This is a genomic window from Ercella succinigenes (assembly GCF_900002895.1).
The window spans coordinates 61,101-78,759 of sequence record NZ_CDHP01000063.1; the positions used below are offsets into that span (position 1 = coordinate 61,101).

Consider the following 17,659-nt stretch of genomic DNA (forward strand, 5'->3'; position numbering starts at 1 on the left):
AGGTCACTTGAACCTGAGTCGATTAATAATATCATGCGGAAGATATTTAAGGCAAACATCTTCTGACAAAGTCAAGTAAAATTTACAGTATAGTATTCTCAGCAATTTGAACTTTCATAGCCATCAGGATTATTTTTTTGCCAGCGCCAGGAATCTTCACACATTGAAAAAAGATCTTTTTTAGCTTTCCAGCCCAGAGCATCGGCAGCTTTTGCCGGATCTGCATAACAAATTGCTATATCACCGGGACGACGTGCATCTATTACGTACGGAACTGACTGTCCACTGGCTTTCTCAAAAGCAGCTACCAGCTCAAGGACACTATACCCTTTTCCTGTTCCAAGATTTATTGCTTCAACACCCGTATGAGAATTTGTGTAATCAATCGCACGGCAATGACCCTGTGCCAGATCTACAACATGAATATAATCTCTGACCCCTGTACCATCAACTGTAGAATAATCGTTGCCAAATACATGTAGTTCCGATCTTCTGCCGACAGCAACCTGAGCTATATAAGGCATAAGATTATTTGGTATACCTTTAGGATCCTCTCCTATTCTGCCGGAAGAATGAGCTCCAATAGGATTAAAATATCTTAAAAGAACAATAGACCACTTATTTTCAGCTATTCCCAGATCTCTAAGTATCTGCTCATTCATCAGTTTAGTCCAGCCATAAGGATTTGTGCAGGATAAAGGGAAATCCTCTTTAATAGGCACTTGATCAGGAACACCGTAAACAGTTGCAGATGAGCTGAAAACCAACCTGTAAACATTGTGCTTTGCCATCACTTCACAAAGAGTTATTGTACTTTTAATATTATTACGATAATACTCAAGTGGCATAGCAACTGATTCACCTACCGCCTTTAAACCGGCAAAATGAATAACTGCGTCAATCTTATATTGATTAAATACGTCATCAAGTGCAGCCTTGTCACAAATATCAAGTTTTATAAAACAAAAATCACGTCCACTGATTTCTTTAACACGCTTAAGGGACTCAATGCTGCTGTTTATGAGGTTATCAACCACAATCAGGTCATGACCCTCATTCAACAATTCGACGCAAGTATGACTTCCAATATACCCTGCTCCACCAGTTACTAGAATTGTACTCATATTTTTATCTCCTGATTTTTTATTTTCCATATTATCTGGAATTGCAAAATTTAATTTTATTTTCAACAAATTCTTTATTATGCAGTCGACGGATATATAAAAACTCAGCCGCCGCACATCAAAAGACTATCAGCTATCTTCTGATCCTTCCAGTGTAATCAGTCTTTATAATATGTTGTTTTGTTGTGAGCTGTTTTATTTTTTTCTGCCAACAACAATTAATGGAACGCTTGCATCAATATCAAATGCTTCTTTTGCGAAACCGCCAAATTTTTCAACATTTTCCAAACCTGATTTTCTTAGTATTTCTAAAAGATCATTGCTGCGCAAAGGATATAACAAAACTTCATTTTTAAAAGACTGATGACCTTTATTATTTTCGATATTCAGTTCGGTCTGAAATATAATACGCTCATTTTCCTTACTTCTAAAATAGTGTCTGGTAAAACTAATCCCTGCTTCCGTATTCTTGATTGTAGGCAGTCCGTCTATATTATAATCAAGTATTCTGTCATAATTAATAATCTGAAGCAGTAATATTCCATCCGGAGCCAATAAAGAAACCATGCCAGCCACTGCTTTGTTTATAGCTTCTTTATCGGGCAAATGAACCAGAGAGTTGCCTATGCAATAGATCAGCTTGTATGACCCGGCAAAAAGCTTTACCTCTTCATGTTCTGCCAAAAAGCTCATATCAGCGGCAAAAGCTTTTACCCCTTCTCTTTGACCAGCTCTATCAGCCATCTTCTGATCGAGATCGCAAGCCTGTACGATGTGACCGGCTTGTGCCAGAATTTCAGCATAGCTGCCTGTACCACAGGCAACATCCAGAATATGTTCTGATTTATCACCTGCCAACTCAAGCAATAATTGTGAAGTTACGGAATAAGCGGGGAAAACCTGATCATAATATTTAGATAATTGTTCATAGAACGCCATACTAATCATCTCCTTGGATAAAAGCTTTTACTTAACAACCTAAAGATATATACTAAAAATAATTTCATCAGTAAAAAGCTGATACAATAATTTTTTTCTTTGACTATAAAGCATATTATATGCCATAAGTATTTACAAATCAGTATATCTTTGCTCGTACTTACTAATTTGTTACAATAAGCTTTGAATATCTCAATTAAAGGAGAATTACAACTGTGAAAAATCCTAATCTTGCTATCAGCAAATTAATAATACTTACTATTGTCAAGCAGATACCTGCAATTACATATAATCAGCTTACAAATCTGGCTTTAGAGACTTTATATATGGACTATTTCACGTATATTCAGGCATATCAGGAATTAAGCCGCGATCATATGTTATTAACTGGAATCAGAAAAGATGAACATGAACTAGATGCTTCCGGTAATCCTTTGGAAAGATGTGATATAACAAGACAAGGTGAGTCTGTTCTGTCTACGCTTGATCATAAAATACCTTTGCATGTTAAAACTTATCTGCTGCAAACAACTGCCACTTGGAGAAAAGATCTTCGCAGACAGCACGATGTCCAGGCTATATACGAGCCGGATGCAAACGGACAGTATAAAGTTGTACTCAGTCAGAATGACGGCGTCCACGAAACTATAAAAATACAACTTACAATTCCTGACCGCCAACTGGCCAAGGGCATCTGCAAGCATTGGAAAAATCAGCCGGGATCAACTTATGTTGCTATGCTGGCATTATTGACCGGTGAAATAAACAATCAAAAAACAGAAGCGTCAAATTCCGATTTGTCTACCAAGGCAAAAGAAAAGGACGAGCATTCTCACCAGGAGCCTGCCCGTCCATATAAACAGGAACAACGACTTATTTAAAACTTACTATTAAACCTGTCTCAACTTGGTTTAAGGCTTTACAAGGTTAGGAATCGCTTTGATTTTTTCGGCAAGTTCAATTGCGAGTTTATCTAAACGCTCCAAATCTTCTTTCCTTGGCAGACCTTTCACAAGTACCGGATCTAACCTCTCCACTTTTAGATTAGAAGTAAGAGCTTCAAGCGTATCTGATATTTTTGTTCCCCAGCCATAAGACCCTATCATGCCATAGAACTTGGTTTTTGGTCTCATAGCATTTGCAACAATAGCTGCGTATGCTATGTTGGGGTGAGGACCTCCAATAACGGTAGGTGAAGCCATTACGACGGCAGCTGCATCAACCAAATCTGTTATAAAATGCCCGGTTTCAAGAGATAAAGAGTCTGGTTTGTCGCCAAGATTTCTGCAAACAACTGACAATCCCTGCTCAGAAAGCTTAATTGTAAGATGTTCTACCATGACTTTTGTACTATCATGCATACTTACATAAGGTATTGCTACAAGGTTCTTAACAGCATCACCTGTCCAGCGCTCATATCTGCGTAAAATTATGTCGGGATCATACCAAACCGGCCCATGTGAAGGTGCAATCATTCTGGGGGATAATTCACGTACACGCTTAGTGTATTTTGCTACATGGTTTCTATAAGGCAGCATTATCTCGGCAAAATAATTTTTGGCCGCCAACCTCTGTTCTGCACTCGAGGTTGAGAATGCCTTTGGTGTAGCATAATGAGATCCAAACAGATCACTGGAAAACAATATATTGTTTTCTTTAAGAAAAACCATATAGTTATCAGGCCAGTGGGCAAACGGAATCATCATAAAGGAAAGTGATTTACCGCCAAGATCAATTGTATCTTCCTCGGTCACAACCATCATCTGGTCTTCTGGTATATGAAGATGCGTATGCATCAGTTCTTTCACTTTGGCATTAGTTACAAGCTGTACTTCCGGATATCGATCTGCTATAGCCTTTGCTGAACCTGCATGATCCTGTTCCGTATGCAGATTAATCAGATAATCCAGTTTTTTTACACCTGCTTCTTCAAGATTACGAAGCAGAACATCTGTTTTTTCAGGATCAACGGCATCAATCAGAGCGGTTTTATCCGAACCGATTATTAAATATGAGTTATAAGTCGTACCATGCGGTGTCGGCATCAGACAGTCGAATAATTCACGTTCTGAATGTGATGCTCCAACTTCAAAAACCTGGTCACTAATCGCTAATACTGGCATTTTGATCTCTCCTTAACGAGATCATACGTCTCCCGGTAATGACCGGAAGACCGTACGAACATGTTTTTTTGACATCCTAAATGATTACAATTTTTATGGCTGTCAATTATTCTTCACTGAACTCTTCCTTGCTGGCACCACATAAAGGACAAACCCAATCCTCAGGGATATCTTCAAAAGCAGTACCTGGAGCTACTCCATTATCCGGGTCTCCTTCAGCAGGATCATAGACATAACCACAAAGATTACAAACATACTTTTTCATTTGTTAAGCCTCTCTTTCATAGTAACTTTTTTGACAGGTCAATTCTGTCTTAACTGACATTATATCGTTATAACAGTTTGATGACTACCTGTATTTGTTACCTGAAATAAGCTAATTTAAAAATTAAAATGGCAAATTAAGATTTTTACCCTTTTTTGCCAGCTTTTCTGAAAAGCGGTAAATGACTATCCTTCGGCCTATTTTTTGTACTATCTCGGCACCAACAGCTTCCGCAAGCTCTTCTGCTATCTCATTTATAGAGCGCTCCGCTGTTTTAAGCACATTAATCTTTATGAGCTCATGCGTTGACATAAGTTCATCCAGGCTTGTTATCATATCACTGTCAACTTCACCTTTTCCTATCTGGAAATTACAGGACATATCATTTGCCATTGCCCTCAACCAGGCTCTTTGCTTGCTACTTATCATTGTATACCTCTTTAAGCTTTTATAATAAGCCATATTCTAAAAAATTTTACCAGTCAATTAATAAATAAATTCAAATTCCAGATCATGCAGTGCAACCAGATCGCCTTCCTTGACTCCCGCTTTTTCAAGTGCTTCTATGACACCTTTTTTCCTGATAATTCTCTGGAAATATTGTATCGATTCACTATCATCAAAATTGGTGGAATCAACAAGATTCTCAATCCAGGCACCTTTAACTCTTAAAACATTTTCTTCTTTAACAATCTCAAACAAGGCATCCTCTTCAAATTTATATAAAGCCTCTTCTTCAACCGAATCAGTCAGAATAGTCTTTGGTAAACTCTGTAATTTAGCCGCCACATATTCAATCATCGGTCTGACTTGTTCATTAATGGCTGCACACATCGGAAAAACAGCCAGACCTTTTTCTTCAATGGCTTTCTTGATTCTGTCCAACTCGGAATCATCTACCATATCAATTTTATTTAAGGCAACAACCTGTGGCCTTGAAGACAAACCCTCATGATAAGATTCCAGTTCTTTGTTTATCTGCTCAAAATCTTCCAAAGGATCTCTACCTTCACTGCCAGAAACATCTATAACATGTATAAGAAGTCTTGTCCGCTCAATATGTTTCAAAAACGAAAGACCAAGACCCATTCCCATATGAGCGCCTTCAATAAGTCCCGGTATATCTGCGACAACAAAACTTGTATCATCGACAGATACAACCCCCAGATTAGGAATTATTGTAGTAAACGGATAATCGGCTATTTTAGGTCTGGCAGCCGAAACAACTGACAAAATAGTTGATTTACCTACATTTGGAAAGCCTATTAAACCAACATCAGCCAGTAATTTTAATTCAATCAGCAGGTCGAAGTCTTCCCCCGGCTCACCTGCCCTGGCAAAATTAGGAGCCTGCCTGATACTGTTTGCGAAATGAATATTGCCTTTTCCACCACGACCTCCTTTTGCCACAACTATTTTTTGTCCTGGCTCAGTAAAATCAGCAAGTGTTTTACCAGTCTGTGCATCCTTGATTAAAGTGCCCACCGGAACCGGTAATAAAAGATCCTCACCACTTTTGCCGTAGCATTTTCTACGTCCGCCCTTTTCACCATCCATAGCTGAATATTTACGTTTAAAACGAAAATCCTGCAAAGTGCTGATATTTTCATCAGCATAAAATATTACACTGCCGCCACGACCACCGTCGCCACCGTCAGGGCCTCCATTAGGAACATATTTTTCTGTATGAAATGAAACCATGCCATTACCGCCATTGCCGGCTCGGACATAGACTTTGGCGCTATCAATAAACATGGCCATAGCCTCCTTTTATGATGTCAAAAAGAGCCCGGCCGCAATTGTCCAGGCCGGACCCTTCCATCTTCGTTACTTCTACAAGAACATAATCACTCAGCAGGGTATACACTTACCTGCTTTTTGTCACGTCCTAAACGCTCATACTTAACTTTACCATCAATAAGAGCAAATAATGTATCATCTGAACCGATGCCTACATTATTGCCTGGATGAATCTTCGTACCACGCTGTCTAAAAAGAATATTACCAGCTGTTGCCAATTGGCCGTCTCCTTTTTTTGCACCCAGACGCTTTGACTCTGAATCACGTCCGTTACGAGTACTACCAACACCCTTCTTATGGGCAAGAAGTTGCAAATTTACCTTAATCATTGCGATGCACCTCCTTTAATCGAAGCTTTTCTCTTTTATACACACATACTGCCTACCATAACTGTCACTGATTTGACAACAACCCAAGGCGAAAGAATCAACAAGAGTTTTCGCAATCAGATACTGCCCGGAAGGCATCGAATCAGGATCAGGAAGCTCACAGGATATATTACCTTCCTCTAAACAATAATCAACTTTTAATCCTGCCAGATCTTCAAGACTACCTATAACCGTCTGAGCTATCGCAGAGACAGCTGCACAGATAATATCCGAACCTGACTGAGCCATACCCGCATGACCTTTTGCCTCAAAACGGCGAATAAAGCCACTGGGAATACGATACAAATTAACAGTGATCATAACCTGTTCCTTTTGTCAAAAGCTTTTGCTTTGACTGTTCAAATCAAAATCACACTGTGATTTTATTGATACGAACACGAGTATAAGGTTGTCTATGGCCTTTTTTTCTTCTATAGCCTTTTTTAGCCTTATACTTAAATACGATGATCTTTTTCTGTTTGCCCTGTTTGACAATTTCTGCTTCAACAACAGCTCCGTCTACAACAGGTGTTCCTGCTTTAAGACCATTGTCATCAGATACAGCCAGAACCTGATCAAATTTGATGGCATCACCAGCTTCGCCTTCGAGCTTTTCAATGAAGATTTCATCTCCAGCCGAAACACGGTACTGTTTGCCGCCAGTTGCGATAATAGCGTACATTAGTTTTTCCTCCTGCATACAGTCTCGCTGCCTCAGGCATGCAAAGCATTTTAGGAGCCCGGGCCATGCGGTCACCGAAACATGTTATCATCATATTCGCAAATTGTCAAACAGATCAGACAAACACCAAAATCAGATTAAGACCACTAAGAGCGAGCAAAGCACTAAGTGGCAAAGACAACCAAATTTTACAATCTGCAGCAGATAATTGTCTTACCGCAAGTTTTGCAGAAAAAAGCACAGCTATACCTGCAAGCAACCAGATAATACTGTCACTTGGGGTATTTTTCAGCAACACAGAAGATAATAGCAGCCAGACAGCAAAAGCAGCAAATAACAACCATGTTAAGACAGATATCAAATTAATTATTACTGTCTTTTCCAAATCTCTGTCTGCAATGCCTATTCTGGCATCAGGAATAAATACAATCATAATTGAAACAAAAATTAATATTTTCAGCCACCAGGAACATAAAGATAATCCCAAAATGCCAAATAAATTAAAAGTTAAAAACACAATTACCAGCAAAGAAAGTATAAGCGGCAATGAATTAAGAATCCATACAAAATTGCTATTATTTGGCTCATAAAAGCTTTCAACATCAGTATCAGAAAGCTTTTGTCTGCTTGCAAAAACACTTCTGAGAGCTGTTAAGTAAATTATTAATATAAACAGAAGAAGTACCGCTATATAAACAAAAGACAGTGATTCCACCTCTCTGGATGCCTGTTGGATTCTTTGATAAATATCGGAAGTATTTTCTATCTGAGCAGATTGTCTGGTAAGCACCGCTGATGTAACTTCATTTACATATGATGATGACATTGAAGGTAAAGTCAAGCCGCCTTTATTGAACTCATAAAGCGCAAACCTTGCATCGGAAGATTGAATTAAACTGAGATTGCCTGATTCATCTTTGATTAATCCGGGAAAAAGCCACGCATCTTCACTGCTTATTGCTTCAAATAGCGTTTTTGTCTGTACTGAAGTATTTTCATCGGTAAAAATAATCAAAGTTTTATCAGACGGCCAATTTTTTGCCATATCTGCTGTAAAACTCTGCCAATCTGCACAATCCACAAAAATATCATCCGGCCATGCCATTAAAAGATTTGAGTTATCCCATTGCTGGGAAAGCGAATAGGCGTAATCCCCCGGTATTCCCAGAGCTATAATCCAGATATCATCAGATTGTATTGATCTGGAAGTTTTCCAATTCACCCACCCGGAGATATAATGCGAGTAATCATCATTGTCATAACCGCTACTAACAGACTTAATCATAACCGGCATACCGGCTTGTTCAAAAGAATAGGAAAGCCAGTCAGCTTCTGTCCGTCTGATGGAGCTATCATCCGGTATAAAGATAATTACCGATGCTTTATTAAAATTATTCTGCTCAACTGTTTTGAAGTTGAATTTTTGAGTAGCAAAAACAACAAGCGCTGTTAGTAAAATGAATAATAAAACTATACAGATAACTGTGATTGTCTGCCCTCTTTGATGATTTGATCTGTGATTATCATTTTTATTCATGCTTTACATGATTCCTTTGCATAGCATCTGGCAGCATTTACAGCCGCATGCCAAAGCTTAATTTTTTTCTCTGCTTGTTCATTTGACATCAATGGTTCAAATACTTTGTCACTTTTCCTGATCCGGGCAAATTCACTTTCATTCGCCCATAAACCAACTGCCAGTCCTGCCAGTCCTGCAACTCCCAGTGCGGTGGTTTCTGTAACGGCCGGACGATCAACCGGCACCTGGCAAAAATCAGACTGCATCTGCATCAAAATATTACTGACACTAGCACCACCATCAACCCGCAAAACAGAAATATCACAAGAGCTCTCTTTTTGCATACAGTTAAGAACATCCTCACTTTGAAAAGCTATTGATTCCAGAACAGCTCTGGCTAAATGTTCTTTCTTACTTCCTCTGGTAAGACCGGTCAGCATTCCTCTGGCATTCATATCCCACCATGGAGCACCAAGACCTGTAAAAGCAGGAACAAAATACACACCGCAACTATCACCAGCCTGCTCTGCTAAAATATCACACTCAGCAGAGCGTTTGATTATCCCCATTTCGTCTCGCAGCCACTGTATTGCCGAACCAGCATTAAATACACTTCCTTCAAGAGCATATGCTGTACCTTCGGCTGTCTGCCAGGCTACGGTAGTCAGTAATCCACTACTGTTCATTACAGGTTTTTCTCCCGTATTCATCAAGAGAAAACAGCCAGTACCATATGTATTTTTTGTCATTCCGGGTTTATGACATCCCTGACCAAACAAAGCAGCTTGCTGATCACCGGCAATTCCGGAAATCGGTATTCCACCGACAACTATACTTTCATCAACAATTCCAGCGATTCCTGAAGAAGGAACAATATCTGGCAATATAGCAGCAGGAATATTAAATATATCCAAAAGTTCGTGATCCCACTTCAGATTGTGAATATTCATAAGCATAGTTCTTGAAGCATTACTTACATCAGTCACATGCTTTCTTCCTGCCGTAAGTTTCCAGACAAGCCAACTATCGATAGTACCTGCAAGCAGCTCGCCTTTTTCAGCTCTTTCCAGTAAATCAGGCTGCTGCTCAAAAAGCCATTGCCATTTAGTAGCAGAAAAATATGCATCCGGTATAAGACCTGTTTTTTCATATATTAATTGACTTTGACCATTATCAACCAGTCTACGGCATAAATCAGCAGTCCTTCTGCACTGCCATACGATGGCAGGAGCAACAGGTTTGCCACTTTTTCTATCCCAAAGCACAGCTGTTTCACGCTGATTTGTTATTCCCATTGCTTCAATTTGAGATATATCCAAACCTGATTCTGCAATTACTGAGCTTAAAACATTTAATTGTGTACGCCATATTTCATCAGCATCATGTTCTACCCAGCCTGGTTGAGGAAAATACTGATTGAATGACTGCTGAGCAGTAGCTATGATATCCCCATCAATCGAAAAAATTACCGCACGGCAGCTCGTAGTGCCCTGATCCAAAGAGATTAAATATCTATTGTTGTCCATAGTATTTTGAAGTCTCCGGCAAAAAACAGAAACTTTTCCTCCTTATTGTGCAAATAGTTTCGTCTGACTTTTAGAGATAATTATAACATAAACAACGCAGACTCCACTTTCCCCCGTGAAATCTGCGTCTTTAACTCTTGAATAAAAATATTGATTATATCTTATGCCTGGAATTAAACTATCATAATGAAAATATTATTTTTATGATTACAAAATAGTACTTCATATGATTAGGATTATTCTTCATCCTCCGTCTGCTGTTCCTGTGGAGGTAGCATGACAATCGGAGATTCCTGCTGCTGTTCTGCTTTAGCAAGTTCCAATGCTTCTTGATATTTTTTCAATACTTCTCCGGAAATTTTTTCCCTGAATTCTGAATTGATCGGGTGAACAATATCCTTAAATTCACCGTCTTGCGTTTTGCGGCTCGGCATGGCAATGAAATATCCATTAGTACCTTCAATAACCTTTATATCATGTACGACAAAAGAGTTATCGAAAGTAACTGAAACAATGGCTTTCATTTTCCCCTCGTTACCCATTTTCCGAATGGTTATGCTTGTAATTTCCATGTAGAATCCTCCATTCTTATTGCGCTTTGACAGTATTTTGTTTAACGGGCACAAGATTTTAGTATATTTTTACCAAGTTCTCTAAGACCATTATATCACTATTCAAAGGTACATTCAGCATTGTTTGTCAATATAATTAAAACTTTTATTATTTCAGAACACAAGATACTAAATATCTGGCATGCTATTGTCTATTATGATAAAATAAGCAGATGTATTTTTCAAAGGCGGTTTGTTACGTTATGAATAAAAAAAATCAATACTATCAAGCGATATCCTTAAATCCGGGTGATCGCATTTTTTTTATAGGTATAGGTGGAATAAGCATGAGCGGTCTGGCTGAGCTGGCAAATGCTTCTGGTTTTGTTGTAGCCGGTTCTGATATGCACACAGGAGCAAGAACAGATCACCTGAAATTAAAAGGTGTGAAGATTTTTGACGGCCATTTGGCAGACAGAATCGATAGTTTCAATCCCGATCTGGTAGTCTATACTGCAGCAGTTCAAAGTGATAATCCAGAATTAATAAGAGCTGCTGAAAAAGGTATTATCACAGTAGACAGAGCAGGATTTCTTGGCTGGATAAACAGATCATTCCGGCAAATAATCAACATTGCAGGTACACATGGTAAAACAACCACCACTGCAATGTGTTCTTTAATCTTGATAGCTTCCGAACAAGATCCTACTGTTCATCTTGGGGCAGAACTCATTCAGTTTGAAACAACAGTACGTGTTGGCAAACCAGGCGATCTGATGGTATCGGAAGCCTGTGAATATAAAAACAGTTTTTTGAAATTCTTTTCTACCACAGCTGCTGTGCTTAATATTGATTATGATCATGTTGATTGTTTTAAAAACCTCGATAATCTAATTGATGTATTCACAGATTTCGTCAGTCAAGTTCCTTCTGACGGTTATATTGTTCTTCCTACAGCGGATAAAAACATCGAAAAAATGACAAAAAATTTAATCAATAATTTTGCCGAAACCAATTGTCGGTTGCCGCGCATTATCTGGTTTGGTGCTCAGGAAGATACTAATTATTTTGTAAAATACAAACCGGATTTTTATTACAATAATTTGATTTTCTCTGAAGGACTACCTCAATTCGATGTTTATTACCGAGGCAATTTCTATGGGAGGTTTAAGCTTCAGATACCAGGCAGACATAATGTAGATAATGCAATGGCGGCCATTGCCTGTGCACATCTGCATGGTGCAGATCCTGCCGCAGCAGTAAAAGCGCTTGCAGAGTTTCAAGGTGCTGAGGGCAGATTTACTTTTACCGGTCATTATCGTCAAGCCAAAGTTATAGCAGATTATGCTCATCATCCGGCAGCGGCTGCGGCCACATTGGAAGCGGCGGCTAATATACCCCATAAGCATATTTGGGTTGTGTTTCAGCCACTTACTTTCAGTCGTACAGAAATACTATTTGATGATTATGTAAAAGTATTAAAAGACTGCGAATATGTATTATTTGCAGAAATATTCAGCGATAGAGAAAAAAGAAGAGATTATATAAGTTCAAGAGATATTGCAAAAGCAATAAATAATCTTGGTGGCAATGCTGTTTTTTGCGATTCTTTTGCAGACATAAAAAGCAAATTGGATAAAGTTGTTTCGGAAGGCGATTTAATTCTGGTTCTAGGTCCAGAAGATATAAGATCATTTGCAGATCAACTAACAGGTCGAAAAGATTTTATGCAGCGAGGGAAATAAGAGGAAATCAAAATGAAGTTTATAAGGAGAATTATAGGCAAGGCTTTATATGGAATAGCTAAGGCACATTCATATATTCTTGGAGGAATTATCTATCTGATAGAATCGGGAATACTTCTGGCCAAAAGCTTTATCAGAGGCTGTGCTGTTGTTATAAGTACAGGCGGCTGTCTTGCAATCATTCTTTTGATAGGTCCGGTTGGAAATTGGTTGATGAGACGTCCCGCCCTGGTAGCCATTTTGCTTATAATACTTGTTTTCCCTATTCTGGGAGCTATTTCAAGCTCATATCTAAAGTATTTTAAGGAAATAAGCACGCTCTATCTAATGAATTTGTCCAATCATATGATATATCCAGATAAATATAATTACAGAACTTATAGCTACTATAAAGAACAGTTCCAAAAAGAAGAAGAAGAAAAGGAAAGACAAAGACAGTATCGGAGGCGTCAACAGCAACAACAGTGGGAAGAACGCTTTAGGCAGTGGCAAAACTTTGGAAACACAGGAGATCAATATCAGAGAGCCGGCAGTTCCTATGGTGGTAATCCTTTTACCGATTTCAAGAAGAAATATGAAGAAAGCTGTGCAACTTTGGGAATCCCGGTCACGACCGATCCAAACAAAATCAAGCTGGCATACAGGCGTAAAGCCAAAGTGTCACATCCTGATGTCAATAAAGCACCAGACGCCACGCAACAGTTTCAAAAGATTAATGAAGCTTATGAATTCCTAAATGAAGACAATATCCAGAGATATCAGAAGATGGGGCAATAATATTTTTTCAAAATCAAAGTTCAATTAAATCTAACAAAACACTTTATTTGCATAAACTAAAAGATTGCCTCTTAAACAAATTTGAGGCAATCTTTTTTTACTTTAAGTAATATAGTTCTTAATAATACAGCAATACTTTTTAGTTATGTTTTTAATGAGGCACCTCATTATCTTGCTGTTCCTGCACTTCTTCTGCCTGATTATCTTCTACGGTCTCATTTTCATTTGTTTCAGGCTCAGAAACCTTTTTAGTAAGTGCTTCAACAGCTGCTGCAGAGGGAACAGGTCCTGGTGCCGGTTTAGCATCGGGTACATACTGCATGAACAATTCCTCGAACTCCGGACCTTCGATCTTTTCTTTTTCCAGCAAACGCTCTGATAGAGCATCCAGTAAATCCCGCTGTTTAGTTAAAAGCTGTATAACCTTCTCATAAGCCTCATCGATAATCTTCTTGACTTCTTCGTCTATTATACCGGCAAGCTTTTCACTGTATTTCTGCACATGACCATAATCCTTGCCCAGGAAAACTTCATCATCTCCACCGAAAACAAGATTGCCAAGTTTTTCACTCATTCCATATTTAGTTATCATATCACGAGCTATACCATTACAGCTCTGAAGATCAGAGGAAGCACCAGTACTGATTTCATCAAAGATAAGCTCTTCGGCAGCACGACCTCCCAAAGCAATCATAATCTGGGAAATAAGCTGGCTTCTTGTGGCATAGTATGAATCCTCATGAGGTTTATGTGCTGTATATCCTCCTGCACCGCCGGCAGGTATAATGGATACTCTTTCAACCTTATCAGTTTCAGAAAAATTTCTCAGCACTATAGCATGTCCAGCTTCATGGAAAGCAGTAAGTTTTCTTTCTTTCTCGCTGATAATCCTGCTCTTCTTCTCTGGACCAATCATAATTTTGAAAACAGCCTCAGAAATATCAGAATAAACTATACTCTTTGAACCTCTTCTGGCAGCAAGCAAAGCAGCTTCATTCAAAAGATTTGCCAAATCTGCACCGGTAAAACCAGGAGTTATCTTTGCAATTTCTTTCAAATCTATGCCAGGATCAAGAGGTTTACCCTTGGCATGTACTTTAAGAATTTCCTCACGACCTTTAATGTCAGGACGCATAACAGTAATTCTGCGATCAAATCGTCCCGGACGCAACAATGCCGGGTCAAGTATATCCGGTCTGTTGGTAGCAGCCATTACGATAACGCCTTCATTTGGACCAAATCCATCCATCTCTACCAAAAGCTGGTTTAAGGTTTGTTCGCGTTCATCATGTCCACCGCCCATGCCTGCGCCTCTATGACGTCCTACAGCATCAATTTCATCAATAAAAATTATACAAGGAGAATTTTTCTTTGCATTCTCAAAAAGATCACGAACACGAGAAGCACCGACACCAACAAACATCTCAACAAAATCAGAACCACTGATTGAGAAAAAAGGAACACCGGCCTCTCCTGCTACAGCTTTTGCCAATAAAGTTTTACCTGTACCGGGAGAACCAACCAGCAAAATACCACGCGGTATTTTGGCTCCAAGTTCAGAATATTTTTTAGGGTTTTTGAGAAAATCAACAACTTCCGTAAGTTCTTCTTTTTCCTCATCTGCACCAGCAACATCATCAAAGGTAACTTTATTTTTGCTGGGATCATTTAACTTAGCTCTGCTTCGGCCAAAGCTCATGGCATTTTTGCCATCACCTGATTGCCTGCTATATGTAAACCATATAAACAAGGCCATACCGCCGACCATTATTACAATCAGAATTATATTTAACCAGCCGGCAATATCGGTAGGCTCGTCATAATCAAAAGAATCTATTTTACCTTCATTTTTTGCTTCAGTCAGCACGTCGAAAATACTGTTCATCCACATCGGTGAAATTTGTTTACTATATACGGTAGGCGCAGAATCACCGGTTCTATTTAAGGTAACTTCCAGATTGTAGCCGTTAACCATTACTTTCTCGACTTCACCTTTTTCTATCTGATTTATTAATTCTGATAGATCAACAGGTGCGGGCTGAGTCATTCTGGACATCAATACTGACATAATGATAATAACAGCCAGTAATATTATGTAAAAGGAAAGTCCTCCGGGTCTTTTTGCTTTCATTTGCTTCCTCCCTGGCTATTATCTCTGTCATCTCCCAGAATAGAAACATCTGGAAGATTTCTATATTTACCATCAAAATCAAGCCCATATCCGACTATAAATTCATCCGGTATCTTCATTCCGACATAATCAACATTTACTTCCACACGTCTGCGTTCTGGTTTGTCAAAAGCAGTACAAAGAGCAATACTTGAGGGATTCCTTGTAGTAAGAAGCTCTTTAAGATGTTTTAATGTTAATCCTGAATCAACTATATCCTCGACAACAATAATATCTTTGTTTGTAATATCAGAATCAAGGTCTTTTGTAATTCTCACAACACCTGAAGTTTTCGTTCCACTGCCATAGCTTGATACAGACATAAAGTCAACTCTCAGCGGCACAGTAATATACCTTGCCAGATCAGCCATAAAAGCATATGCACCTTTAAGGACACAGATCAGGATAATTTCCCGTCCTTCATAATCCTTTGATATCTGTGCACCAAGCCGCTGGCACATCTGATCTATTTCTTCACGAGTTATCATGGTTTCTTTAATGTATTTTGCCATTTAATACTATGCCTCCCAGGTATGTTTGAATGATAATTATAACAATAAATATAATAAAATACTTGTATCACAAGTCACCTGTTTTTTTTTCTACGGACAAGTTATCTTTTATCCATCTAATTCTTACTCCTTTTTGAGCTTTATCAGCTCTACAGACATATTGGTGACCACAGACATAATCAGCCAGCCATACTATATCATTACCTTTTGCAATGACAGGAATATAATTACGCTGATTTGCAGGTATATGCTCTTCATTCATGTATTTTTTTAATGTTCGGGTTCCCTTTCGATTAACCGGTCTGATTATATCTCCAGATTTTCTTAATCTGACCGAACAATCTTCAAGCTGTGATTTGTCAAAACAATTCATTTGGCTATTATAACGGAAATCAGGCTGATACTCAATAATTACTGCTTCTATATATCCCAAATTATCAGGCAGTTCGATAATGCCGGGAACATTTAGAGAAAGTTCCCAATCTAAAGAAGAAAGTTCTGCTTTTTGCTGTTCGTAAGCAGGTCTCTTTCTTTCAAGATATAAACAATCATCTTTCCTAATAACACTCCAGCCGCCAGGAAGATCATATGGTCCTCCCTGATTCATGAGCAGGCTTTGCATGAGGGAAAAATGCTTTTGTCCAAGATCTCTTCTTGTTTGACAAACGTATTCAAAAAACAAACCCAGAACTCTGATTTGCAAGGCACTGTGCTGGCAATATAATGTTGTGCAATCAAGTGATTTATTCTCCTTATTGAAAGCAATCACAAAAAGCTTTTGTGATTGCTGATTAAGATAGTCCTGATCCTCTGCCAGATTAAAAGCTGCTCTGGCTATCAATTTTACAGGATTGTACCCTATAGTTTTTTCCCAGACAGGCAGCAGCATGTGTCTGATGCGATTTCTTGTATATACGACTTCTTCATTCGTATGATCTGTTCTCCAGGGTACTTTTTCATAATCGAGCCACTCTATGATCTGATCACGATTTAAACTGAGAAAAGGTCTGATATAAGGTGGTTCAAAAAATTTCATTCCCGCAAGTCCTGCAAGACCGCTTCCACGAGAAAGATTAATTATCAAAGTTTCAGCCTGGTCTTGCATATGATGTGCCAAAGCTATTTTTACTGTTGACTGCGGCGATAATCTCATAGTCAGTTTTTTACTGCATTGTTCAAAAAAAGATCTTCTGACATTTCTACCGGCTTCTTCCAGGCTCAATCCCGATTCTTTGGATATTTTCTTTAAATCTACCCTTAATTTATTAAACCTAATATTGTTTTTACTGCACCACTTTTCAACAAGCGCTAAATCAAGATCAGCTTCCTCACGAAGCCCATGATGAATATGAGCTGCTTCCAACTCTATACCTAACTTTTCTCTGAGCTGAAAAAAAACAGCAAGCAGCGCCATAGAATCCGGTCCGCCAGAAACACCTACTATAATACCATCTCCTAATTTAAGCATATTATGCTCAAGTATTTTTTCTGATGTCTGCCTTACGAGATCTATCAAAACTGTGCTATCCTTTCCCATTCATTTTTCTTTTTAGCAAAA

Annotated in this window: 18 protein-coding genes; 3 read left to right on the forward strand and 15 right to left on the reverse strand. The window is 38.6% G+C overall.

Annotated features, from left to right (window positions below; translation table 11 throughout):
• Window positions 1–98 precede the first annotated feature (98 nt).
• Together galE and AC0KSB_RS13545 are read right to left on the reverse strand one after the other, a co-directional pair.
• Window positions 99–1,124, reverse strand: a complete 1,026-nt coding sequence (gene galE / locus AC0KSB_RS13540; protein WP_472310179.1) for a UDP-glucose 4-epimerase GalE — start codon at window positions 1,122–1,124, stop codon at window positions 99–101.
• Window positions 1,125–1,319: 195 nt separating this feature from the next.
• The gene (locus AC0KSB_RS13545; protein ID WP_472310181.1) at window positions 1,320–2,063 is read right to left on the reverse strand and encodes a class I SAM-dependent methyltransferase; all 744 of its coding nucleotides are present in this window, start codon (window positions 2,061–2,063) and stop codon (window positions 1,320–1,322) included.
• A 215-nt stretch (window positions 2,064–2,278) separates the two neighbouring features.
• On the opposite strand from AC0KSB_RS13545, the gene AC0KSB_RS13550 reads away from it, so the two are divergent.
• A complete protein-coding gene (locus AC0KSB_RS13550) occupies window positions 2,279–2,944 on the forward strand; it encodes a DUF4364 family protein (RefSeq protein WP_472310183.1) in 666 nt (221 codons plus the stop codon).
• Window positions 2,945–2,974: 30 nt separating this feature from the next.
• Here AC0KSB_RS13550 and AC0KSB_RS13555 read toward each other — a convergent pair whose 3' ends face one another.
• The 10 genes from AC0KSB_RS13555 to spoVG form a co-directional block, all read right to left on the reverse strand.
• A complete protein-coding gene (locus AC0KSB_RS13555; RefSeq protein WP_472310185.1) occupies window positions 2,975–4,186 on the reverse strand; it encodes an FprA family A-type flavoprotein in 1,212 nt (403 codons plus the stop codon).
• 106 nt (window positions 4,187–4,292) lie between these two features.
• Window positions 4,293–4,451, reverse strand: a complete 159-nt coding sequence (gene rd / locus AC0KSB_RS13560; protein ID WP_472310187.1) for a rubredoxin — start codon at window positions 4,449–4,451, stop codon at window positions 4,293–4,295.
• A 123-nt stretch (window positions 4,452–4,574) separates the two neighbouring features.
• Window positions 4,575–4,880, reverse strand: coding sequence for a YhbY family RNA-binding protein (locus AC0KSB_RS13565; RefSeq protein ID WP_472310189.1), 306 nt, complete (start codon window positions 4,878–4,880; stop codon window positions 4,575–4,577).
• A gap of 57 nt (window positions 4,881–4,937) precedes the next feature.
• Entirely contained in the window at window positions 4,938–6,206 is a 1,269-nt protein-coding gene (obgE, locus tag AC0KSB_RS13570; RefSeq protein WP_472310191.1) for a GTPase ObgE, read from the reverse strand.
• A gap of 92 nt (window positions 6,207–6,298) precedes the next feature.
• Window positions 6,299–6,580, reverse strand: coding sequence for a 50S ribosomal protein L27 (rpmA, locus tag AC0KSB_RS13575; protein WP_472310193.1), 282 nt, complete (start codon window positions 6,578–6,580; stop codon window positions 6,299–6,301).
• Between the two features lie 15 nt (window positions 6,581–6,595).
• Window positions 6,596–6,940 (reverse strand): ribosomal-processing cysteine protease Prp, encoded by a 345-nt coding sequence (locus tag AC0KSB_RS13580; protein WP_472310195.1) that lies wholly within the window; start codon window positions 6,938–6,940, stop codon window positions 6,596–6,598.
• 49 nt (window positions 6,941–6,989) lie between these two features.
• Entirely contained in the window at window positions 6,990–7,301 is a 312-nt protein-coding gene (gene rplU, locus AC0KSB_RS13585) for a 50S ribosomal protein L21 (RefSeq protein WP_472310197.1), read from the reverse strand.
• Between the two features lie 115 nt (window positions 7,302–7,416).
• Window positions 7,417–8,838 (reverse strand): hypothetical protein, encoded by a 1,422-nt coding sequence (locus tag AC0KSB_RS13590; RefSeq protein WP_472310199.1) that lies wholly within the window; start codon window positions 8,836–8,838, stop codon window positions 7,417–7,419.
• The gene (glpK, locus tag AC0KSB_RS13595; protein WP_472310201.1) at window positions 8,835–10,346 is read right to left on the reverse strand and encodes a glycerol kinase GlpK; all 1,512 of its coding nucleotides are present in this window, start codon (window positions 10,344–10,346) and stop codon (window positions 8,835–8,837) included. The genes AC0KSB_RS13590 and glpK overlap by 4 nt, the downstream gene beginning before the upstream one ends.
• A 236-nt stretch (window positions 10,347–10,582) precedes the next feature.
• Entirely contained in the window at window positions 10,583–10,918 is a 336-nt protein-coding gene (gene spoVG / locus AC0KSB_RS13600; protein WP_472310203.1) for a septation regulator SpoVG, read from the reverse strand.
• A gap of 242 nt (window positions 10,919–11,160) precedes the next feature.
• Between spoVG and murC the strand changes: the two genes are divergently transcribed.
• Together murC and AC0KSB_RS13610 are read left to right on the forward strand one after the other, a co-directional pair.
• Window positions 11,161–12,642 carry a UDP-N-acetylmuramate--L-alanine ligase gene (gene murC, locus AC0KSB_RS13605; protein ID WP_472310205.1) on the forward strand — a complete coding sequence of 494 codons (1,482 nt, stop codon included), beginning with the start codon at window positions 11,161–11,163 and terminating at the stop codon, window positions 12,640–12,642.
• Window positions 12,643–12,654: 12 nt separating this feature from the next.
• Window positions 12,655–13,419, forward strand: coding sequence for a J domain-containing protein (locus tag AC0KSB_RS13610; RefSeq protein ID WP_472310207.1), 765 nt, complete (start codon window positions 12,655–12,657; stop codon window positions 13,417–13,419).
• A 151-nt stretch (window positions 13,420–13,570) separates the two neighbouring features.
• Here the strand turns inward: AC0KSB_RS13610 and ftsH are convergent, their stop codons facing one another.
• The 3 genes from ftsH to tilS all read right to left on the reverse strand — a co-directional run bounded on the left by ftsH (window position 13,571) and on the right by tilS (window position 17,638).
• The gene (ftsH, locus tag AC0KSB_RS13615; RefSeq protein ID WP_472310209.1) at window positions 13,571–15,550 is read right to left on the reverse strand and encodes an ATP-dependent zinc metalloprotease FtsH; all 1,980 of its coding nucleotides are present in this window, start codon (window positions 15,548–15,550) and stop codon (window positions 13,571–13,573) included.
• The gene (gene hpt / locus AC0KSB_RS13620; protein WP_472310211.1) at window positions 15,547–16,101 is read right to left on the reverse strand and encodes a hypoxanthine phosphoribosyltransferase; all 555 of its coding nucleotides are present in this window, start codon (window positions 16,099–16,101) and stop codon (window positions 15,547–15,549) included. Before hpt ends, ftsH begins: the two co-directional genes overlap by 4 nt.
• Window positions 16,102–16,168: 67 nt before the next feature.
• Entirely contained in the window at window positions 16,169–17,638 is a 1,470-nt protein-coding gene (tilS, locus tag AC0KSB_RS13625; protein ID WP_472310213.1) for a tRNA lysidine(34) synthetase TilS, read from the reverse strand.
• Window positions 17,639–17,659 lie beyond the last annotated feature (21 nt).